Source organism: Halomonas lysinitropha, assembly GCF_902500215.1.
GTDB classification, from domain to species: domain Bacteria; phylum Pseudomonadota; class Gammaproteobacteria; order Pseudomonadales; family Halomonadaceae; genus Halomonas; species Halomonas lysinitropha.
Genome location: NZ_CABVOU010000019.1, coordinates 41,748 through 64,176 on the forward strand (window position 1 = coordinate 41,748; position 22,429 = coordinate 64,176).

At 64.6% G+C, this 22,429-nt stretch carries 16 protein-coding genes; 4 read left to right on the forward strand and 12 right to left on the reverse strand.

The window, feature by feature from the left end; translation table 11 throughout:
* Window positions 1–120 precede the first annotated feature (120 nt).
* From iadA to HALO32_RS02935, 12 genes are all read right to left on the reverse strand, one after another.
* Complete coding sequence (iadA, locus tag HALO32_RS02880; protein ID WP_151442283.1) at window positions 121–1,302, reverse strand: beta-aspartyl-peptidase; 1,182 nt, start codon at window positions 1,300–1,302, stop codon at window positions 121–123.
* A complete protein-coding gene (cphA, locus tag HALO32_RS02885; protein WP_151442284.1) occupies window positions 1,302–3,932 on the reverse strand; it encodes a cyanophycin synthetase in 2,631 nt (876 codons plus the stop codon). Before cphA ends, iadA begins: the two co-directional genes overlap by 1 nt.
* The gene (locus HALO32_RS02890; protein WP_151442285.1) at window positions 3,929–4,789 is read right to left on the reverse strand and encodes a cyanophycinase; all 861 of its coding nucleotides are present in this window, start codon (window positions 4,787–4,789) and stop codon (window positions 3,929–3,931) included. The genes cphA and HALO32_RS02890 overlap by 4 nt, the downstream gene beginning before the upstream one ends.
* Window positions 4,790–5,009: 220 nt before the next feature.
* Window positions 5,010–5,303: a cytochrome C oxidase subunit IV family protein gene (locus HALO32_RS02895; protein ID WP_151442286.1), complete on the reverse strand. Its 294-nt coding sequence runs from the start codon at window positions 5,301–5,303 to the stop codon at window positions 5,010–5,012.
* A gap of 54 nt (window positions 5,304–5,357) precedes the next feature.
* Entirely contained in the window at window positions 5,358–5,927 is a 570-nt protein-coding gene (locus HALO32_RS02900; RefSeq protein ID WP_151442287.1) for a cytochrome c oxidase subunit 3 family protein, read from the reverse strand.
* Window positions 5,924–6,364, reverse strand: a complete 441-nt coding sequence (locus HALO32_RS02905) for a DUF4870 family protein (protein ID WP_151442288.1) — start codon at window positions 6,362–6,364, stop codon at window positions 5,924–5,926. The genes HALO32_RS02900 and HALO32_RS02905 overlap by 4 nt, the downstream gene beginning before the upstream one ends.
* Window positions 6,365–6,534: 170 nt before the next feature.
* On the reverse strand, window positions 6,535–7,887 hold the full coding sequence (locus HALO32_RS02910; protein WP_151442289.1) for an MFS transporter: 1,353 nt from the start codon (window positions 7,885–7,887) through the stop codon (window positions 6,535–6,537).
* A 225-nt stretch (window positions 7,888–8,112) separates the two neighbouring features.
* Entirely contained in the window at window positions 8,113–9,615 is a 1,503-nt protein-coding gene (locus HALO32_RS02915; RefSeq protein WP_151442290.1) for an MFS transporter, read from the reverse strand.
* Window positions 9,616–9,621: 6 nt separating this feature from the next.
* Window positions 9,622–10,098 carry a universal stress protein gene (locus tag HALO32_RS02920; RefSeq protein ID WP_151442291.1) on the reverse strand — a complete coding sequence of 159 codons (477 nt, stop codon included), beginning with the start codon at window positions 10,096–10,098 and terminating at the stop codon, window positions 9,622–9,624.
* Between the two features lie 68 nt (window positions 10,099–10,166).
* Entirely contained in the window at window positions 10,167–11,759 is a 1,593-nt protein-coding gene (locus HALO32_RS02925; RefSeq protein WP_151442292.1) for an MFS transporter, read from the reverse strand.
* A gap of 267 nt (window positions 11,760–12,026) precedes the next feature.
* Window positions 12,027–12,692: a two-component system response regulator NarL gene (gene narL / locus HALO32_RS02930; RefSeq protein WP_151442293.1), complete on the reverse strand. Its 666-nt coding sequence runs from the start codon at window positions 12,690–12,692 to the stop codon at window positions 12,027–12,029.
* Entirely contained in the window at window positions 12,689–14,599 is a 1,911-nt protein-coding gene (locus tag HALO32_RS02935) for a type IV pili methyl-accepting chemotaxis transducer N-terminal domain-containing protein (protein WP_151442294.1), read from the reverse strand. The genes narL and HALO32_RS02935 overlap by 4 nt, the downstream gene beginning before the upstream one ends.
* A 161-nt stretch (window positions 14,600–14,760) precedes the next feature.
* On the opposite strand from HALO32_RS02935, the gene HALO32_RS02940 reads away from it, so the two are divergent.
* From HALO32_RS02940 to narJ, 4 genes are all read left to right on the forward strand, one after another.
* The gene (locus HALO32_RS02940) at window positions 14,761–16,092 is read left to right on the forward strand and encodes an MFS transporter (protein WP_151442295.1); all 1,332 of its coding nucleotides are present in this window, start codon (window positions 14,761–14,763) and stop codon (window positions 16,090–16,092) included.
* Between the two features lie 200 nt (window positions 16,093–16,292).
* Window positions 16,293–20,075, forward strand: coding sequence for a nitrate reductase subunit alpha (locus HALO32_RS02945; RefSeq protein ID WP_151442296.1), 3,783 nt, complete (start codon window positions 16,293–16,295; stop codon window positions 20,073–20,075).
* Window positions 20,072–21,646, forward strand: a complete 1,575-nt coding sequence (gene narH / locus HALO32_RS02950) for a nitrate reductase subunit beta (protein ID WP_151442297.1) — start codon at window positions 20,072–20,074, stop codon at window positions 21,644–21,646. Before HALO32_RS02945 ends, narH begins: the two co-directional genes overlap by 4 nt.
* On the forward strand, window positions 21,639–22,424 hold the full coding sequence (gene narJ, locus HALO32_RS02955) for a nitrate reductase molybdenum cofactor assembly chaperone (protein WP_151442298.1): 786 nt from the start codon (window positions 21,639–21,641) through the stop codon (window positions 22,422–22,424). Before narH ends, narJ begins: the two co-directional genes overlap by 8 nt.
* Window positions 22,425–22,429 lie beyond the last annotated feature (5 nt).

Here is a 22,429-nt window from a genome sequence, read left to right on the forward strand (position 1 = left end):
GCGCCTCGTTCCTTCGGTCGTTGGAGGTATCAGTCGTCAGGAGGGCTCGGATCGAGTGTTCGTGCGATGCTAGCACGGCGCGACGTTGACAGGGATGCCACGTCGATGAGCCCCTTTAGGTCAAGACGGCGAGGCGTCGTGATAGAGGCATTTCCCTGCCACGAAAGTCTGTCGTGGCTGGAGTTCGTCGTCGATCAGGGTGATATCGGCATCGAAGCCCACGGTCAGGCGACCCTTGTGATCCTGCAGGCCCAGCACTCGCGCCACGTTGGCGCCGATCAGCCCCAGGGCCTGCTCCAGAGGTAGCACGCCCTCGCGAACAAGGCGCTGCCAGTCGCCGATCAGGGCCGTATTGCGGGCCACCCGCATGCCCAGATACGTGCCCTTGGCGTCGAACTCGGGCAGGCTGCCGTTGCAGTCGGAGCTCATGGTAATGCGCTCGGCGGGCACACCGTGCTCGAGCAGGAAGGACACCGCCTCGAAGGCGGAAATGTCCTCCTCGCCGACTTCGTCGAAGGCGGTGACATCCACGCAGGCCTCGAACGCCAGCGCATAGTCGGCCGCCTCCTCGAGCAGGGCACGGTGGCGATTGACGTGGGTGGGAATCACCTGGTCGGCGGGAATCTCGGTCTCCGCGAGCAGCCGGCGTAGCGGCTCCAGGCCCCGCCGGCCGTCGCCGACGTGGAAGTGGCAGATGCCGCGCTTGCCGGCCAGCATGGCGCCGACACGGGTCTCGCTGACCAGCCGCTCGATCTCGTCCTGGCGGGGCTGGCTGGAGCGATGGTCCGAGATCGCCAGCTCGCCCAGACCGATCACCTCGGGAATCCATGCCAGGTCGCGCTGGAGGTCGCCGGTCAGGGTGGGCGGAGGCACACGATAGGCGCCGGTGTACATGTAGGCCGCGATGCCCTCGGCGCGCAGCCCGCGCACCTTGGCGAGCAGGTCCGGCGGGGAGCGACTGATGCTGTCGGTGCCGAGCACGCCCACCACGGTGGCGATGCCCATGGCGGCAATCTCATCGGCGCTGATCTCGGGGCAGCGATTGCCACAGCCCCCTTCGCCGCCACCCCCCGTCACGTGGACGTGCTGGTCGATGAAGGCGGGCACGGCGATGAGATCGCGCGCCTCGATCACCTCGATTGGCCAGCCTGACGGGATTGCCAGGTCACGCCCCAGGGCGGCGATGCGTCCGTCGGCGATCAGGATATCGGTAGCCGCTACGGCTTCCGGTGCCTGGATACGTCCCACCCGCAGCAGCGTCAGCAACGGCTTGTCGGTCTTTGTTATCAGGCCAGATCCCATCAGGTCGACTCGCCGCCGGATTCGTGCGTAGGCGTGAAGCGCCGGCCGCGGAAGCGCTCGATGGCACCGGCAATGTCGTCGATCAGCAGCACCAGCAGGTCGCCCTGGCTCGCCTCGTCGAAGGCTCTGTCGACGGCCTGGGCCTCCTCCATGATGATTTCCACGCGGGAGGTGCCGCCCACCGATTCGGCGCCGTCGCGCAGCAGGCCCGCGGCCTCGCCGGGGGGGCGCCCGCGGGAATCGGTCTCGTAGATATAGACGATGTCATGCATGCGGGCGAGGAGGGTGCCCAGGCTGAACAGGTCCTCGTCGCGGCGATTTCCCGGGGCACTGGCCACGCTGATGCGCCGGCCGGCGGGGATCCGGCCGACCAGCTCGCTCAGGGCCTCGAGGGCCGGCACGTTGTGCCCGTAGTCGATGAGAACCTTGACGCCCTCGGCTTCGATGAGATTGGTGCGCCCGGGGTTCTGACCGGGAGTCGGATGGAAGGTGCGCAGGCCCATCTGGATATCGGCGACGGAGAGCCCCAGGGCATAGGCCGCGGCACTGGCGGCCAGGGCGTTGGCGACGTTGAAGCTGGCGTGTCCCTCGAAGGTGATCGGCACGTCCACCACCGGGATCACTTCGGCCTCGACGTGCCCCTGGCGCATCACGATGCGCTCGTTGTGGACGGTAAAGGCCACCCCGTGTTCGCGAACATGCTGACGGACCGGCCGCGAGTCGGGATCCATGGTGAAGAAGATGCACTCGCCTCGTGCCCACTCCTGGCCGGCAAGGACCCGCGGGTCGTCGGCATTGAGCACGGCGGTGCCGCTCTTGCTCACGGCATCGATCACCACCGTCTTGCAGCGTGCCAGTTCGTCCAGGGTGTGGATGTCGTGCTCGCCCAGGTGGTCGCTGGCGATGTTGAGCAGCACTCCCACATCGCACTCGTCGAAGCCCAGCCCGCGGCGCATGATGCCGCCGCGGGCGACCTCGAGGACGGCGGTCTCGACGGTGGGTTCGCGCAGCACGATATTCGCCGCCTGAGGGCCGCTGTAGTCGCCGCGCATGATGACATGGTTGTCGATCTCGATGGCGCCGGTACAGGCCATGCCCACGTTGCGCCCCGCCTGGCGCAGCAGGTGGGAGATCAGGCGCACCGTGGTGGTCTTGCCGTTGGTGCCGGAGACCGCGACGATGGGAATACGCGCGTTGCTCTCGGGGTCGGGGAACAGCATGTCGACGACATGGTGGCCGACATCGCGACCGATGCCGTGGGTGGGCGAGATATGCATGCGGAACCCGGGGCCGGCATTGACTTCCACCACCCCGGCGGACTGCTCCTCGAGGGGCCGGCTCAGGGTCTCGGCGAGCAGATCGATGCCGATGATATCGAGGCCCACCAGGCGGGCGATGCGCTCCGCCGCGTACTTCACCTCGGGATGGACATCATCGGTCACGTCGGTGGCCGTGCCGCCCGTGCTCAGGTTGGCGGTGGGCTTGAGATAGACGATCTCGTCCTTCGGAATCACGCTCTGCAGGGTCAGGTTCTGCTGGTCGAGCATTCGCTCGGACTGCTCGTCGAGCTGTATCTGGGTGAGCAGGTTCTCGTGGCCGACGCCGCGCCGCGGGTCCTGATTTTCCCTCTCGACCAGGGCCTGCAGGCTGGTGACCCCATCGCCGACCACATGGGCCGGGCGGCGCCTGGCGGCGGCCACGAGCTTGCCGTCGATGACCAGCAGGCGATGGTCCTCGCCGTGGATATATTGCTCGACGATCACCGAGGGATTGCGGTGCGAGGCGATCTCGAAGGCCTCGCGCAGGGCGTGGTCATCCTCGATGTTGGTGCTCACACCGCGGCCGTGGTTGCCGATCAGGGGCTTGGTCGCCACCGGATAGCCGATGTAGCGCGCCGCCTCGAGCGCCTCCTCGAAGGAGCTGCACACCTGCCCGCGGGGTACCGGTATGCCGGCATCGCCGAGGATCTGCTTGGTCCAGTCCTTGTCGTCGGCAATGCTGTAGCCGATCAGGTCAGTCTGGCAGGTCACCGTGGCCTGGATGCGCTTCTGGCGATGGCCATGCCCCAGCTGGATGTAGCTGCTGTCCTCGCTGAGGCGGGTGGATGGGATGTCGCGACGCACGGCGGCCGCCACGATGGAGGCCGTGGAGGGCCCCAGCATGTGGTCGTCGCGCACCTGCCGGAGGCGGTCGAGAATCGCTTCCAGGTCGATCTCATCGTCGTTGAACAGCCGCGTGACGAGATCCACCGCCTCGACCCCGGCTGCCAGGCCGCAGGCTTCGTCGCGGTAGCGGTAGATCACGTTGTAGATGCCAGTCTCGTAGGAGTCGATGGTCTTGCCGTAGCCCACCGAGAAGCCGATCAGGTTCTGCAGCTCGATGGCTACGTGCTCGACCACATGGCCGGCCCAGGTGCCGCGCTCCAGGCGCTCCAGGAAGCCGCCGGGGCGGCCTACCGAGCAGCGGTGTTCCTGCAGGCTGGGCATCAGGGTGGTGAGGCGCCCGACGATGCCGGGAACGGTGTCGCTGGGTCGCTCCTCCAACTCGCCGATGTCCAGACGCATGAAGATGGCCTGGTAGCGGCTGTAGTAGTTGGGGCCGCGGAGGGCACGGTGCTGAAGAATGTTCATTGGGACTCCGCCAGTAGTGAGCCGAGCGCATCGGGAACGAGATAGCGTCGCGCTTCGATGTCGAACCCATGGCCGCTGACCAGCGCATGGAGGATCATGTGCTCGATGGCCACCGGTTCGCCCATGGACAGGCCGGCGATATTCGAGCTCGCCAGGTCGCGACTGTCGATGAGGATGACATGCCCGGGCCCGATGGCCTCGAGAATGCCGTGGGGGTGGATGATCACGCCGGCATCCTCTCCCAGGCCCACCCCGAGGTGTTCCGGGTTGCTGGCCCCGACTTCCATCAGGCGCGTGAAGCGTCCACGCTCGAGGAAGTGGCTATCGATGATCAGGCCATCGACCAGTCCCAGGCCGAGGGTCATGTTGACGGCGCCCTTGCGCAGGGCATCGGCAGCAGCGCCATTGTAGATCATGGTGCCCGGCATGGCCGCCGCCCCGGCACTGGTGCCGGCCACCACCGCGCCGTCGTCGAGGCGTTCGCGGATAGCCGTGAGAACCCGGGAGCCCCCCAGGACATTGGTCAGGCGCAGCTGGTCACCGCCGCTGAAAAAGATCACGCCGCTCTGCTCGATCAGTCGCACGGTATCGGTGTCGGCGGCCTGCTGGCGATCCTGTATCTCCAGCGAATGGACACGGCTGGCGCCCAGGCGGGAGAAGGCCGCTTCGTATTCGGGCAGGACCTGGTCGGGTATGCTGCTGGCCGTGGCGATGACCGCAACCTCGTGGTTGCCCGCCGGAGCCAGGGCGAAGACCCGTCTGAGGATCTCGAGATCGGATGTCTTGTCCTCGGCACCGCCAATGGCCACAAGGGTGCCGGATGCCGAGGAGGATGCCGTGGAGGGTGGCGAGGTCATAATCCTTTCGTCGCTCAGCGACGCTGTTGAGAAATGCGGAAGTGGAATCTGTGCATGTAACGCTTCCAACGGCGCGGTGCTTGCCGCCTACACTTTCTCTTATAACAGGCATCCTTGTGCGTGGCACGTTATCGCTGACGCGCGGGCAGCGATAAGGGGCAAATCGACATCGCTGCTCGCTGAAGGCGCCAGCGTGTTCGATCCGTGGCTGGTATCGGTGTCAACCGGTCAATCTTGCCACCAGGTAGCTACCGGCGATCAACGCCAGCGTCAGTATTACCAGGCCCACGAAGGTGCCCTTCCAGGCAGGGGTGGCGGCGCGCAGATTGAGGTAGACCATCAGCAGCCGCTGGGCCTTGAAGCCGGTGGCGGCAATCACCAGCCCCGCCGACCAGAGTGGCAGCGATTGCCAGTCGTCCTGGTCGAGACGCGCCGAGACCATCGAGAGTACCGTCAGGGCCATCAGCAGGGCCCAGGTCATCAGCAGGCGACGGGTGCCGGGCAGCGATGTCATACGGCCTCCGAGTCAGCGCAGTAGAGGGCCCGCATCGTCATAGGTAGCGAGCCCTCAGCGCAACAGATAGAGCAGCGGGTAGAGCAGGATCCAGATCAGGTCGACCATGTGCCAGAAGGCGGCGGCGGTCTCCACGTTCTCGGTGGTGGTTCGCCAGGTCACCAGTGCCAGCAGTGCCAGACCGAACAGCACATGGGCGAAGTGGAAGGCGGTGAGCCCGTAGTAGAAGCCGAAGAAGGCGTTGGTCTCGGGGGTGATGCCGGCGGCGAACTTGCTTGAATACTCGACTACCTTGATGACCCCGAACAGCACGCCCAGCGCCATGGCGGCGGCCAACCACTGGCGGGCCCTGCGGATCCGTGCGGCGCTGACAGCCTCCACGGCCAGCGCCACGCAGAGTCCGCTGGTCAGCAGCACCAGGGTGTTGAGCCCGCCCATCAGTGGATCGAGCTCGCGCTGGGAAGCATCGAAGAGGGCCGTCGCCGACACCCGTTCCGCGGCATAGAGGGCGAAGAAGGCGCTGAAGACCAGCATCTCGCTGAGAATCAGCACCCACATCAGCGGGTTGCCGGGCAGTGCCGAGAGGGGCCCCCACCCGGGGTTGGGCAACTTGCGTTCGTTCATCCGTCCGCCAGGGTCACCCGCGCGCCGCCGAATGCCAGGCTGCGCGGGTTGGTCACCGGCTGGTTGGAGGTCAGGCGGGTGATGCCCACGCCGCAGCGTGCCACCATCCAGATCAGGCAGGCGGTGAAATAGATATAGCCCAGCGCCCAGGGTGCCACGGCCGGGGCTCCCGCAAAGCCCAGCAACTGCCAGGTGGCAACGAAGAGGCCGCCGCCCAGCATGCCCAGCCAGAAGGTGCGGATCTGGAACTGCAGGTGGCTCTGTACCCAGGGCTCGGCGTTGCGACGCTTGAGGTGGGCGATAAGCACGCCGACGGGGGCGGTGACCACGGCCAGCACGCTGCCCAGGAAGAGCATGTAGACGACAATGGCCGCGCCGCGGCCGCGGGCGGCCTTGTCGAGGTGATCGGCGGCAGGAGAGGCCTGGAGAGTGGACATGGCGGATCCTCGCTTGGCAGTTGGCCGGCGCTGGGGCCGACCTAATGATGCATTACAGATGCTACTATATCGCGAGAAGTTGCGAGAAGCCTTGGCCTGGATCAAGTCACCCCCGCCGAAAACGAGAATGCCACCCGGTAGGTGGCATTCCGTCTTTGCAGCACGCGATGTCACTCCTCGGTCTTCTGGGTCCTTCTGCGTTCGGCATACTGTTCCGCAGGTCCCTGGATCTCGGGCAGGTAGCGATAGCGCTCTTCCCCGAGTTCGGGAACCCTCTGGCGCTCCATGCGGCGGATGGCACCGTGCATCCAGGCCAGGGAAACCGCCACCAGCACGAACAGCACCATGTAGGAACTCGTCCAGATGCCGGTGATATCGAGCACGGCGCCGAACATTATCGGCAGGAAGAAGCCGCCCAGGCCGCCGATCATGCCGACCAGGCCGCCCACTGAGCCAACATTCTCGGGATAGTAGACCGGGATGTGCTTATAGACAGCGGCCTTGCCCAGCGACATGAAGAAGCCCAGTAGCACGGTGAGGACCACCACGGCCCATAGCGGCAGGATCATGGTGAACGCGATCTCGCCCTCCTTGCCCTGGATGACGTAGCTTGTCTCGGGATAGGCAAGGAAGAATAGACACACCAGCGAGGCAATGAAGGTCAGGTACATGATCGCCCGTGCGCCATAGCGATCGGACATCCACCCGCCGAGGGCGCGAAACACACTGGCCGGCAAGGTGTAGAGGGCCGCTAAGGTACCCGCCACGGCGATACTGACGTCGTAGGCGCCGACGTAGTAGCGGGGCAGGTAGGAGGCCAGGGCGACGAAGGCGCCGAACACGAAGAAATAGTACAGAGCGAAGCGCCAGACCTGGAGGTGTTTGAGCGGCTCCAACTGTTCTCGGGTGGAGGTACTCTTGCCACCTTGGCCGCGCCGCGAGAGGGTCAGCGGATCCTCCTTGGAGAAGACCCAGAAGCCCACGGCGACCACGGTCAGCACGATGGCGTAGACCACTGCGGTCTGTTCCCAGCCCAGTGCCACCAGCAGGAAGGGCGCGGCGAAGTTGGTCACCGCGGCACCGGCGTTGCCGGCGCCAAAGATGCCCAGCGCGGTGCCCTGCTTCTCCTTCTCGAACCAGTAGGAGGTGTAGGCGATGCCGACAATGAAGGAGCCGCCCGCCAGGCCCACGCCGAGCGCCGCGACCAGGAACATGGCGTAGGATTCGACGTAGGAGAGCATGAATACACAGGCCGCGGTGATCAGCATCAGCAGGCTGAAGACGCGGCGACCGCCGAACTGTTCGGTCCAGATGCCCAGGAAGATTCGGCTGATGGAGCCGGTCAGGATCGGCGTGGCCACCAGGATGCCGAACTGGGTCTCGCTGAGGCCCAGGTCCTGCTGGATCTGCACACCGATGATGGAAAAGATCGTCCACACCGCGAAGCAGGTAGTGAACGCCAGCGTACTCAATGTCAGGGCCCGGTACTGCTGGGGTCGGGTTACCCCCTCGAGATGTTGCATGTCGTGCCTCCTTCACTGGTGCATGAAGTATCGTCTTACAGACTGTCAGGCTTGGTGACGTCATGATTGATATGCATCAAGTCTTTCTGCCACTACCTCTTGAGAAATCCTTTCTAACCCTCTGGTGGTAGATCTCCTGGATAGGCGCCCATGACATGCAGAGCGCAACGCCTTAAGACGCAGCGACCCGGACAGTCGTTGAGCCGCCCGGGCCGGGTGAGGTCTTCAGCGGGAGGCTTGTGCAGCCTTGAGGTTCGCCTGCTCCTCGATCATGCGATCCACCGACGAGACATGATATTCCTCGGCAAAGCCGCCTTCCGGTTCCTTGAGCCAGAGCAGGCAGATCAGCCAACTGAGGAAGGCGCCGGTGGCGATGATGTAGAAGAACTGGGTTGGGGTGACGAAGGTGAAGATAGTCAGGTAGACCACCGCCCCCACGTTGCCGTAAGCCCCGGCCATGCCTGAGATCTGCCCGGTGATGCGGCGCTTGATCGAGGGAATGATGCCGAACGTCGCGCCTTCCGCCCCCTGTACGAAGAAGGAGGTGAAGATGGTGATGGCCACGGCCACGATCAACGGCCAGCTCGAGTTGAGCATGGCCATCAGCACGAAACCGATGCCGATGCCGAACATGTAGCTGAGCATGACGAAGCGACGGTTGCCCATGCGATCCGACACCATGCCGCCCATGGGGCGCGCCACCAGGTTGACGAAAGCGAAGGAAGCGGCGATCAGGCCGGCCATGGCAGCACTGAGTCCCCAGGTCTCCTCGAAAAACATGGGCAGCATCGAGACCACGGCTAGCTCGGCACCAAAGTTGGCGAAGTAGGTGCTGTTGAGTGCCGCCACGCTGCTGAAGGGGTACTTGTCGTCCTCGGGAACGCCCTCCTTTAGGATCGGCACGTTGACGCGCAGGATCTGCACGATCTGGTAGATGACAACCGCGACGATCACCAGGTAGGCGATGGCGGCGCCCGTGGTGGAGAGATAGCCCATGTTCTGGATGCGCCAGACCAGGATGCCGAGCACGCCGACCAGCGGGATGGTCCAGAGGATCAACTTGATCATGTCGGACCAGCTGCTGACCTCCATGGCAGCAGCCTTGCGCGGCTTGCGGTGGGCCTTGGGATCAGGGCCATCGGTGATGCCGAACCAGTAGTAGACGCCGTAGGCGGCCATCACGATGGCGCTCTGGGCGATGGCCCAGCGCCAGCCGTCGTCGCCGCCGTACATGGTGATGGCAATGGTGGGCAGGGTCATGGCGGCGGCAGCGGAACCGAAGTTACCCCAGCCGGCATAGAACCCCTCGGCAAAGCCGATATCCCGTGGCTTGAACCACAGCGCCGTCATGTGGATACCGACCACAAAGCTTGCACCGATGGAGCTGAGCACCAGGCGCGAGACCAGCAGCTGAGTCATGGTATCGCCGAAGGCGAAGACCAGGGCGGGAACCGACATGGTGACCATCAGAATCGAGAACACTCGCCGCGGGCCGAAACGGTCCAACGCCATACCGACGATGATGCGCGCGGGTATGGTCAGTGCCACGTTGCAGATGGCGAACAGCTTGATGTCATCCTGGGTCAGCCAGTCGACGCTCTTGAGCATGCTCGAGGCAAGCGGCGCCATGTTGAACCAGACATAGAAGGTGATGAAGAAGGCGATCCAGGTCAGGTGCAGGGCCCGGATCTCCGGGCTTTTCACCTTGAAGACGGAAGAGACTTTCATGATCGTTTATTCCTGTGAAGCAGATTCGCCAGTGGGAAGAATCAACAGGGGGCATTCGGCACGACGAGCCAGGAAGGAGCTGACGCTGCCGAAGGTCATGTAGTCGAATTCATCGAAGATGGCGTTCAGCGACTTGGCGATAAAGCTCGGGTCGGGTTCGTGGCTGTGGCGGGCAATCACCAGCAGGTCGGGCCTCTCCTTGTGCGTGGCCTGCAGCAACAGCTTGCGCGCATCGCCCTCGGCGATCAGAATCTCGGCGTCGAAACCTTGCTCGACGGCGGCTTCGACGCCCGCTTTCAGGTGGCCCTTGAGTTCCTCGTACTCTTCCTGGAAGAGTTCCTCGTTGGCACCGCTGCTATCTCTCGGGTTCTCGGCGACGCCGACCAGCACCAGCGTGGGTGCATTCTGCTTAAACATCTGCATGGTCTGATCCAGGGCGAGCCTGGCATTTCTCGACCCATCGTAGGCAAGCATGATCTTCATGGTGGTTCTCTATACATCGGGTAGGGGGATCGCCCGGGGACACCCCCGGGCGCGACCGACTCTGGGAATCAGGGGTTCTTCACGTAGGCGTTCTTGCGCAGATAGAACCACCAGTTGACGATCAGGCAGAGCGCGTAGAAGACCGCGAAGCCGTACATGGCCATCTCCGGCGTGCCGGCCTGGATCTGCTCGCCCATCACCCGCGGGGCGATGAAGGCGCCGTAGGCAGCCACGGCCGAGGTCCAGCCCAGCACCGGTCCCTTGCTCTGCTGATCGAAGATCACCCCGATGCTGCGGAAGGTCGAGCCGTTGCCGATGCCGCTGGCAGCGAAGAGCACGATGAACAGGATCAGGAAGATCGGGAAGTAGCTGTTGGGGTCGGTGGCGTTGTAGGCGAGCATCATCACGTAGCCCACGGCGGCGGAGGCCAGCACCATCACCACGGAGATCGCCTGGGTGACCACGGCACCCCCGACCTTGTCGGAGATCCAGCCGCCTACCGGGCGGATAAGGGCACCGACGAAGGGGCCGATCCAGGCCCAGGTCAGGGCGCTGGGGGCGTCCGGGTTGACCACCCGCGTCACGCTGCCGTCGGCGGCCACTTCCATCATGTTGCCGAAGATGACGTTGATGGAGAGCGGCAGTGCGGCAGAGAAGCCGATGAAGGAGCCGAAGGTGGCGATGTAGAGCACCGTCATCGCCCAGGTGTGCTTGTCGTTGAAGATCGCGAACTGCTTCCGGATGTTGGGCTGGATGTCACCCGGAATCAGGCGCAGCGCAAAGACCGTGATCAGGATGGTCAGCGGCAGGGCGATCCACATGTTGAGCCAGACCAGCGCCAGCATGCCGATCACCGAGGTCACCAGGCCCACGCCATAGAGCCCCAGAATCTTGCCGAAGGCCTGGGCCGGCGTGCCCGGATTCGGCGTGATGGCGCGCAGGTTATTCATGCCGAACCAGCCGGCGAAGGCCAGCGGAATCAGGAAAACCAGCCAGATGAAGGCCGCATTCTGGATCCAGGTGTCGGTCCCGGCTTCGATACGACCGATCAGGGTGCCGCTCGCGCTTTCGAGCGCCATGGGCGCACCGGCCAGACCACCGAAGATACCCACGGTCATCACCAGCGGAATCAGGATCTGCATGGTGGTGACGCCGAAGTTACCCAGGCCGGCGTTCATGCCCAGGGCATAACCCTGCTGCTTTTTCGGAAAGAACGTGGAGATGTTGCTCATGGAGGCAGCGAAGTTACCCCCGCCGATGCCCGATAGCAGCGCCAGCACCTGGAACATCCAGAAGGGCGTGTCCGGATTCATCAGCGCGATGCCGGTGCCCAGCGCAGGGATCATCAGCAGCGCGGTGGTCAGGAAGATGGTGTTGCGCCCGCCAGCGATGCGGATCATGAAGGAGGCGGGAATGCGCAGGGTGGCGCCGGCAAGCCCGGCAAGGGCAGTCAGCGTGAATAACTGATCGACGCTGTAGGGATAACCCAGATTCTGCATCTGTGTGGTGATCATGCCCCACATCAGCCAGACGGCGAAGCCCATCAGCAGGCTGGGTATGGAGATCCAGAGGTTACGGCTGGCAACCTTCTTGCCTTCTCTCTCCCAGAACTCCTCGTTCTCGACATCCCAGTTTTCGATGTCGGCATTCTTTCTGGTCATGGCGTTTCCCCTCAGAGCGCTTGCGTGAGGCCCCGGCCCGCGATCCTGGTTGACCGATATCAAGGCGGGGGCTTTGCCGCGAAAGATACGCCTCGTGGGGCAACGACGAAACGGGGGGAAAATGCCGGAAAGTCCGCAGGATACCTCCAGGGAGGTAGGAGGTATCCTGTTTTATATCATTGATTTTAAAAGTTCTTCTCGTGGAAGATGGGGCAAGGGGGAAGGCGGCGGAGGCCCCGGGAGTCTTTGGAGGTATCCACACAGGATCTACTTGTCCACACCCGCCTGGACGGCCCAGACCGCGGCCTCCACCCGCGAGCGCAGGTTGAGCTTCTTGAGCAGATGCTTGACGTGTACCTTCACCGTGCCCTCGGTGATGTCGAGCTTTCGGGCGATCAGCTTGTTGGAGAGGCCGGCGGCCAGCTCGCACAGGATCTCCCGCTCGCGCTGGGTCAGGCTGTGGATGTCCGGGGCCGCGGGCTGGTTGCGCTGGCTGCGCAGCGCCTCGGCCAGCAGGGCAGTGAGGCTCTCGCTGATCACCATGCGACCCAGGGCCACCTGGCGCAGCTGGCGCACCATCTCGTCGGGGTCCATGTCCTTGAGCAGGTAGCCATCGGCACCGTTGCGCAGGGCGGCCACCACGTCCTCCTCGTGATCCGAGACGGTGAACATCACGATGCGCCCGGCATAGCCCTGCTCTCGCAGCGCCTTCAGGGTGGCGATACCGTCCATGCCGGGCATGTTGAGGTCGAGCAGGATCATGTCGGGGTCTAGCTCGCTGGCCAGCCGGATGCCGACCTCCGGCTCGCCCGCCTCGCCGGCCAGCTCCAGGTCGTCTTCCAATTCGAGCAGTTGGGCCACGCCGCGGCGCAGCAGCGGATGGTCGTCGATGAGCAGGATCGTGGCAGGGGTATCGTGATCGGTCCGGTTCATCCTGGCGAGTCTCTCTGTCCGTGTTGAAGGGCGGCGGCGTCGGGCACGGCCGGCTGCTTGGTGATCAGTCGTGCGGTCTTTGGCGAGAAGGCGAGCTCCACCAGGGTGCCGCCGGCCTGGCGGTTGCACACCGTGAATTCACCGCCCAGGGTATCGGCGCGGTCGCGCATGATCACCAGGCCATAGTGCATGGGTGGCGAGCCGTCGTCCGGCAGGCCGATACCATCGTCCTCGACCATGACATGCAGGCGGGCGTGCTGGAATCGCACCGTGACCGCCGCCCAGTGGGCACGGGCATGCTTGTGGATATTGGCCAGCGCCTCGCGAACCACCTGCAGCACATGGATATCCTCGTTGGGATTGAGAAGATGTGGTGGCACGTCGAAGTGAAGCTCCACCGGGAAGCCAAGTCGTTCGGCGAACTCCTCGGTGGTCTGGCGCATGGCGCTCGAGAGGCCGGGCCCCTCGAGCTTGAGGCGGAAGGTGGTCAGCAGCTCACGCAGCTGACGGTAGGCACTATCCAGACCGGTGCGCAGCTCACCGAACACTGCCGTCTGAGCCTCGCGGGGCATCTCCCTGGCCTGCATGCGCTCGAGCCTGGCGACCTGCATCTTGAGGTAGGAGAGTGACTGGGCCAGGGAGTCATGGAGTTCCCGGGCGATGATGGTGCGTTCGTTCATCAGCGTTACCTGCTGCTGCTCCTCGATGCGCCGCTGCAAATAGACTGCCGTGGCCAGCTGATCGGTCAGGGCGTTGAGCAGCCGGCGGGTACTGTCGGTGAGCGTGTGGTCCTTGGAATACCAGACCTCCAGGGTGCCGAGCAGGGTCGCGCCGACGCTCACCGGCAGCAGCAGGCACTCCGCCTTGTCGGTCCCGGAGAGCGCCAGGGGCTCGGGGTCGAGCAGGCAGGCGTGGCAGTCGTGGTCGCGACAGTAGGTCGGGCGGCTGGGTGAGTGGGTGGCCAGTATCGGCACCTCGCGATCATCGACGGGGTCATGTAGCGAGAGCCGGATCGGACCGATGTCGAGCACCTGTTCAATGCGGCGCAGCATCGGGGCGGCGCTGGCGCAGAGGTCGTTGCCGCCGCCATATAGGGCTCGGCTGCCGTCGTGGAGCACCTGCATGACCTGGTTACTGCGTTCGAGCTCAGCCTTCTTTTGCGATATCCGGTTTTCCAGCGCTGCGTAACTGGCGGCCAGCTCCTCGGCCATACCGTCGAAGGTGCGACCCAGCAAGGCGAGCTCGTCGCGGCCCTTGAGCCGGGTGCGATAGTGGAAGTTGTGGCGGGCGGCTTCCCGGGCCAGCACCACCAGCTGGTGCAGGGGGGCCACCAGGTTGTGGCGGATGTCGTAGAGGGCGATGGCCACCACCACGGCTGTCAGCGCCAGGAAGAGGATCTGCAACACGCTGAGCAGGCGAATCTTGGCCTCGCTGTTCTGCTCCAGCTGCGTGACCATCTGATCGATGTCGCCCACCAGGTCGTCCAGGGTCTGGCGCAGTGCCTCGACTTCTACTCCTTCACCGGCAATGGCGCGGGTCACCTGGGGCGCCAGCGCCTCGTCCCAGCGAGCCTGCAGCATCCGGTACTTTGCCTGAAGGGGATGGTCCTCGGCCTCGGGCAGGGCCTTGGTCAGCCGGGGATTGGCCAGCCGTTCGCGAAAGCGCTCGCTGAGTGCCTCGACCCGTTCGCGCTGCGCCGGCTCGGGTTGGCGTTCGTAACGCTGCAGGGCCGCGACAATCTGGTAGGTGTTCATGCGCAGCGAGCCGGCCACGTTGATGGCAGCCGCATCGCCGCGGCTGCCGTTGGCCATCACCATGGTCACCACGATGCTGATCAGTGCCAGGGCGCTGATCGCCAGCAGCGAGGCGACGATGCGCGCCACCAGGGAGCGTTGCAGCAGTTTCATCGGTGGGAGAGCCCTCCGCACGCGGCACTAGAGAAGTGATCTAGGGCATCACTATACCCTAATGGGTAGTGGTTGCTCCCTCAAAGGTGTACCTCCCTTGCCCTTTTGACCCTGTCCTCGGGGCTCCCGAGAATTCAGCCAAACCTCTCGAGCTCCGGCCCATGTCTCGCGCTCCCGATTCCTTCCCGAACGAGCCCCGCGATGCGTCGGTCCATGGCGAATCGGCGCCCCCCGGCTATCGCTCGCTGGTGGTGGTCGTGCTCTCGCCGCTGGCCTTTGCCCTGGTCTTCGCCTGCTGGACCCTGTTCGCCTTGCTCGGCGTAGAGCTTCGCCGGGACCTGGCCCTGGGCAGCGTCGGCTTCGCCGTCCTGCTGGCCATGCCGATGCTCGCCGGGGCCCTGGCCAGCCTGCCCATGGCACTACTGGCCCGTCGCCTCGGGGGGCGTCGGGTGATGCTCGTCTGCCTGCTGCTGATCTGTCCCTTCCTGTGGTGGATCAGTCAGGCGCATCACTATCTGGAATTCCTGCTGGCCGGTCTGGGGCTTGGCCTGGGTGCCGGGGCCCTAGCGGCGGGTCTGGTCTATGTGGCAGAACTGGGGCCATCGCGCCATGCGGGCCTGGCGCTGGGCCTCTATGGAGCCGGAATGGTGGGGGCGGGGCTGAGCTACCTGCTGCTACCGCTGATCAGTCAGGCCTATGGCTGGCGCATGGCACCGTTGCTCTACCTGATGCCGGTGCTGCTGGTGGCGGCCCTGCTGTGGCTGTTTGCCGATGATGGCGATGCACCCGCGCCCGTCGTTGGGACAGAGGATGAGGAGGCGCCGGCGGCTCGCGCCACGCCGATGAGGCGAGCCATGCGTCTGGTTGCCTGCCTCGCCGACTGGCAGCTATGGCGGCTGGCCATCACCTACAGCTTCTTCTTCGGTGCCTTCGTGGCTCTGGCGCTGTGGCTGCCCGGTCACCTGACGGCTCGCTACGGGCTCTCGCTGCAGGCCGCGGCGCTCTGGGCGTTGCCCTTCACACTCGCCGTCGGGGCGGGACAGGTGATTGGTGGCGCCCTGGCCGATTGGCGTGACTTCCGCAGCCTGCGCTGGTGGGTCAGCGCCTTCGTGCTGGTCTGTCTCTTCCTGCTCTCCTATCCCCCCTTCTCGATGCGTATCGAAGGCATTCATGGCGAACTGACGCTGCACTATGCGGCCCCGCTATGGGGCTTCCTGGGGCTGCTGGTGGCCATGGGTGTCGCCATGGGGATGGGGCAGGGGAGCCTGATGCGGCTGATCCACCGCGATCATGGCGGCGACATGGCTCTGGTGGGTGGGCTGGCCCTGACCCTGGGTGGGCTCTTTGCCGCCCTGCTGCCGCCGGTCTTCGTGCTGGGTGGCGAGTGGCTAGGAATACGCACCGCGGGCTTCATGTTCCTCTATGCCGCCCTGGTGGTGTGCATGCTGGTGATGCTCGCCGACCACGCCCGCGGGACGCGATCGGCACGTTGAGATCGCCGGCCTAACCCTTCCTCTACCGGCGCCTATCCCCTTGGAGGTAGGACCCATGTATATGGAGGTAACCGGGCAGTATTCCCCTTTCCGATCCCCCAGAATCTCTTCCATGGAAGCTGCCTGAGCCCTGCGAGGGAACGGCAGTCCGAGTGGCCCGGAGTGGTCACGCATCTTTATCAGGAGCCTGGAGAGCGACCATGAGTCACTTCATCGATCGGCTGAACTTCTTCCGCAAGGCCCGCGAACCCTTCGCCAACGAGCATGGTGAACTTCGCCAGGAGTCCCGCGAGTGGGAGAACAGCTACCGGCAGCGCTGGCAGCACGACAAGGTGGTGCGGTCCACCCACGGGGTGAACTGCACCGGGTCGTGCAGCTGGAAGATCTACGTCAAGAACGGCCTGGTCACCTGGGAAACCCAGCAGACCGACTACCCCCGCACTCGGCCCGATCTGCCCAACCACGAGCCGCGGGGCTGTCCGCGGGGCGCCAGCTACTCCTGGTACATGTACAGCGCCAACCGCCTCAAGTACCCGCTGGTTCGCAAGCCGCTGCTCAAGCTGTGGCGTGAGGCGCTGGAGCTCAAGACGGACCCCGTCGAGGCCTGGGCCTATATCGTCGAGGATCCGTCAAAGACCAAGGAGTACAAGCGAGCCCGCGGCATGGGCGGCTTCGTGCGTGCCGACTGGGATGAACTCAACGAGCTGATCGCCGCGTCCAATGTCTACACCGCCAAGCAGTTCGGTCCGGACCGCATCATGGGCTTCTCGCCGATCCCCGCCATGTCCATGGTCAGCTATGCCGCAGGTAGCCGCTACCTGTCGCTGATCGGCGGCGTCTGCATGAGCTTCTACGACTTCTATTGCGACCTGCCGCCGGCCTCGCCGATGACCTGGGGCGAGCAGACGGACGTGCCCGAGTCAGCTGATTGGTACAACTCCGGCTATATCATCGCCTGGGGCTCCAACGTCCCCCAGACCCGCACCCCGGATGCCCACTTCTTTACCGAGGTGCGCTACAAGGGCACCAAAACCGTCTCGATCACCCCGGACTATGCCGAGGTATCCAAGCTCACCGACGAGTGGCTCTCCGCCAAGCAGGGCACCGATGCCGCCCTGGCCATGGCCATGGGGCACGTGATCCTCAAGGAGTTCCACCTCGACAAGCCCAGCGCCTATTTCACCGACTACGTGCGCCAGTACACCGACATGCCCTTCCTGGTCGAGCTCGAGGTCCGCGAGGACGGCAGCTACGCCCCGGGGCGTCAGCTGCGTGCCAGCGACTTCGATGCCAGCCTGGGCCAGGAGAACAACCCCGAGTGGAAGACCGTCGCCTGGGACGAGACCCGCGACCAGCTGGTGGTGCCGCGCGGCTCCATCGGCTTCCGCTGGGGCGAGACCGGCGACGAAGTGGGCAAGTGGAACCTCGAGCCGCTGGACGCCGAGGGCACCGAGATCAAGCCGCTGCTGACCCTGGCCGACCACCACGATAGTGTGGCCAGCGTGGCGTTTCCCTATTTCGGCGGCATCGAGCATGAGCACTTCGAGCATGTGAAGGGAGAAGGCGCGGGCGCCGCGGATGACCTGCTCTTCCATAACCTGCCCGTCAAGAAACTGAAGAAGGCCGACGGCAGCGAGATGCTGGCGGTCACCGTGTTCGACCTGATGTGCGCCAACTACGGCATCGACCGTGGCTTCAAGGGTGAAGGCGAAGACGACGGTGCGACCTCCTACGACCAGGTACGCCCCTATACTCCGGCCTGGCAGGAGAAGATTACTGGCGTATCCGCTGAGCAGGCCACCCGCATCGCCCGTGAGTTCGCCGACAACGCCCACAAGACCCAGGGGCGCAGCATGATCATTGTGGGTGCCGGCATGAACCACTGGTACCACATGGACATGAACTACCGTGGCCTGATCAACATGCTGGTCATGTGTGGCTGCATCGGTCAGAGCGGCGGCGGCTGGGCCCACTATGTGGGCCAGGAGAAGCTGCGCCCGCAGACCGGCTGGCTGCCGCTGGCCTTCGGTCTCGACTGGCAGCGGCCGCCGCGCCACATGAATTCCACCTCCTTCTTCTATAACCACTCTTCCCAGTGGCGCTACGAGAAGCTGGAGATCAAGGAGATCCTCTCGCCGCTGGCCAAGGCCGAGGACTATCCCGGCAGCCTGATCGATTTCAACGTGCGCTCCGAGCGCATGGGCTGGTTGCCCTCCGCTCCGCAGTTGGGCACCAACCCGCTGCGCCTGGCGAAGCAGGCCGAGGACGCCGGGATGTCCACCAAGGACTATGCCGTTCAGCAACTCAAGAGCGGCGAGCTCTCCTTTGCCGCGGAGGACCCGGATGCCCCGGAAAACTTCCCCCGCAACCTGTTCATCTGGCGCTCCAACCTGCTGGGCAGCTCCGGCAAGGGCCACGAGTACATGCTCAAGTACCTGCTGGGCACCCGGCACGGTATCCAGGGTAAGGACCTGGGTGAGGAGGGCGGCACCAAGCCCGAGGAGGTCAAGTGGCATGACGAGGCGCCCGAGGGCAAGCTCGACCTGCTGGTGACCCTGGACTTCCGCATGTCCACCACCTGCCTCTACTCGGACATCGTGCTGCCCACGGCGACCTGGTACGAGAAGGACGACCTCAACACCTCCGATATGCACCCCTTCATCCACCCGCTGACCGCGGCCACCGACCCGGCGTGGGAGTCGCGCAGCGACTGGGAGATCTACAAGGGTATCGCCAAGGCCTTCTCCAAGGTCTGCGTGGGGCACCTGGGCGAGGAGACCGACCTGGTCACCCTGCCACACCAGCACGACTCCCCCGCCGAACTGGCCCAGGTCGACGTGAAGGACTGGAAGAAGGGCGAGTGCGAGCCCATCCCGGGCAAGACCATGCCGGCGCTGATCGAGGTCAAGCGCAACTACCCCGAGACCTACGAGCGCTTCACCTCAGTGGGCCCGCTGCTCGAGAGCATCGGCAACGGTGGCAAGGGCATCAGCTGGAACACCGAGTCCGAGGTTGACCTGCTCGGCAAGCTCAACCACCGCAAGCTGGACGGATCCTCCAAGGGCCGCCCCCAGATCGAGAGTGCCGTTGACGCGGCCGAGATGGTGCTGACGCTGGCGCCGGAGACCAACGGCCAGGTGTCAGTCAAGGCCTGGGATGCCCTCTCCAAGATCACCGGGCGGGATCATACCCACCTGGCGCATCCCAAGGAGGACGAGAAGATTCGCTTCCGCGATATCGTCGCCCAGCCGCGCAAGATCATCTCCAGCCCGACCTGGTCCGGCCTCGAGGACGAGCACGTCTCCTACAACGCCGGCTACACCAACGTCCACGAGCTGATTCCCTGGCGCACCGTCAGCGGTCGCCAGCAGTTCTACCAGGATCACCCCTGGATGCGTGCCTTCGGCGAGAGCCTGCTGGCCTATCGGCCCCCCATCAATACCAAGGCGGCGCAGGGCTTCACCTTGCCGGACGACAACGGCTACAAGACCAAGGCCCTGAACTTCATCACGCCGCACCAGAAATGGGGAATCCACTCCACCTACAGCGAAAATCTGCTGATGCTGACCTTGTCACGCGGCGGGCCTATCGCCTGGCTGTCGGAAGACGATGCGGCATCGATCGGCATCGAGGATAACGACTGGATCGAGCTCTACAACTCCAATGGTGCCATCACTGCCCGTGCCGTGGTCAGCCAGCGGGTCAAGAACGGCATGGTCATGATGTACCACGCACAGGAGCGCATCACCAATATCCCCGGCTCCGAGGTCAGTGGCACGCGTGGCGGATTCCATAACTCGGTCACCCGCATCTGCCCCAAGCCGACCCACATGATCGGCGGCTATGCGCAGCTCTCCTACAGCTTCAACTACTACGGCACCGTCGGCTCCAACCGCGACGAGTTCGTTCTGATTCGCAAGATGAAACATATCGACTGGTTGGATGGCGAAGGCAATGACACCGTGCAGGAGGCCGTGAAATGAAGATTCGTTCCCAGGTAGGCATGGTCCTCAACCTCGACAAGTGCATCGGCTGTCACACCTGCTCGGTGACCTGCAAGAACGTCTGGACCAGTCGTGAAGGCGTCGAGTACGCCTGGTTCAACAACGTCGAGACCAAGCCCGGCATCGGCTATCCCAAGGAGTGGGAGAACCAGCACAAGTGGAAGGGTGGCTGGCTGCGTCGCAAGGACGGCAAGATCGAACCGCGCATCGGCGGCAAGTGGCGGGTATTGGCGAACATCTTCGCCAACCCCGACCTGCCGGAGATCGACGACTACTACGAGCCGTTCACCTTCGATTACCAGCACCTGCACACCGCCAAGCAGGGCGAGCATCAGCCTACCGCGCGTCCACGCTCACTGATCTCCGGCGAACGCATGAACAAGATCGAGTGGGGCCCGAACTGGGAGGAGATCCTCGGTACCGAGTTCGCCAAGCGGCGCAAGGACTCGAACTTCGAGAAGATCCAGGCCGACATCTACGGCCAGTTCGAGAACACCTTCATGATGTACCTGCCGCGGCTGTGCGAGCACTGCCTCAACCCGACGTGCGTGGCCTCGTGCCCGAGTGGCGCGATCTACAAGCGCGAGGAGGACGGCATCGTCCTGATCGACCAGGACAAGTGCCGCGGCTGGCGGATGTGCATCTCGGGCTGCCCCTACAAGAAAATCTACTACAACTGGAAGACCGGGAAGTCCGAAAAGTGCATCTTCTGCTACCCGCGCATCGAGGCCGGCCAGCCCACCGTCTGCTCCGAGACCTGTGTGGGCCGGATCCGCTATCTCGGCGTGCTGCTCTATGATGCCGACCGTATCGAGGAAGTGGCCAGCTCGCCGGACGAGCGTGACCTCTATCATCGCCAGTGCGAGATCTTCCTGGATCCCAACGACCCGGAGGTGATCGCCCAGGCGAAGAGGGATGGCATCACCGACAACGTGATCGCCGCCGCCCAGGCCTCGCCCGTCTACAAGCTGGCCATGGACTGGGGCCTGGCGCTGCCGCTGCATCCGGAGTATCGCACCCTGCCGATGGTCTGGTACGTGCCGCCGCTGTCGCCGATCCAGTCGGCCGCCGAGGCCGGCAACGTCGAGTTCGACGGCGTCATGCCCAAGATCGAGTCGCTGCGCATTCCGGTCAAGTACCTGGCCAACATGCTCACTGCCGGCGAGGAAGAGCCCGTGGTCCTGGCCCTCAAGCGTCTCATGGCGATGCGTCTCTACATGCGCGGCAAGCACGTTGAAGGCAAGGTCGAGACCGAGGTGCTGGAGAGCGTGGGCCTTACCGAGGCCCAGGTGGAGGACATGTACCGGTACCTGGCCATCGCCAACTACGAGGACCGCTTCGTGATCCCCACCAGCCACCGTGAAATGGCCACCGAGGCCTTCCCTGAGAGGGGCGGCTGCGGCTTCACCTTCGGCGACGGCTGTCACGGCGAGAGCAAGCCGAGCCTGTTCAACGGCCGTTCACAGACCACCACCCTGGTGCAGCCGGTCGAGACCTTCGATCCCGGCGCACAGGACAAGACCCCGAGCGAGGAGGTGCGTCATGGCTGAGGCAGCGATGCAACACCCCGTGGCGGAGCCGGACATGCTGAGCCTGCGCGTGCTGGCCCGGCTGCTCGACTATCCCTCCGCGGAGCTCCAGGCTGCCGCGCCGGAGTTGATCGAGATCCTCGACGGCGAACGCCGCTGGACCCCGGCACTACGTACCCGCCTGATGGACTGGTGCCAGCGCCTGATGGAGGCCGATCTGATGGAGCTGCAGGCCGAGTACGTGGCGCTGTTCGACAAGGGGCGCAGCACCTCGCTGCTGCTCTTCGAACACGTTCACGGCGAGTCCCGCGATCGCGGTCAGGCCATGGTCGATCTGATGGCCGAGTACAGCGCTGCCGGTTTCGAGCTCGATGCCCGTGAGCTGCCCGACTACCTGCCGTTGTTCCTCGAGTATCTCTCCACTCGACCGGAAGCCGATATCGGGCGCTGGCTGGGCGAGATTCGCCATATCCTGGCGCTGATCGCCGCCCGACTGGAAGAGCGCGACGCCGATCATACCCTGGTGCCATTGTCGCTGCTGGCGCTGATCGGGGCCGAGGGGGATGTCGAGGCTCACCGTGAGACGGTGAAGGAGGAGGCCCCCGACGACACCCCGGAAGCGTTGGACGAGGTCTGGGAGGAGGAGGCAGTGCGCTTCAGCGCCGACTCCGACCAGGACTGCGCCCTGCAGTCCGCCGAGGGGCGACGGCTCGCCGAGCGCAAGCAATCCGTGCCCAGCGACCCCGTCAAGATCATGCCCGGCAGCGGCTCGACCGACCGCGCCCTTACCGATCGCTAAAGGAG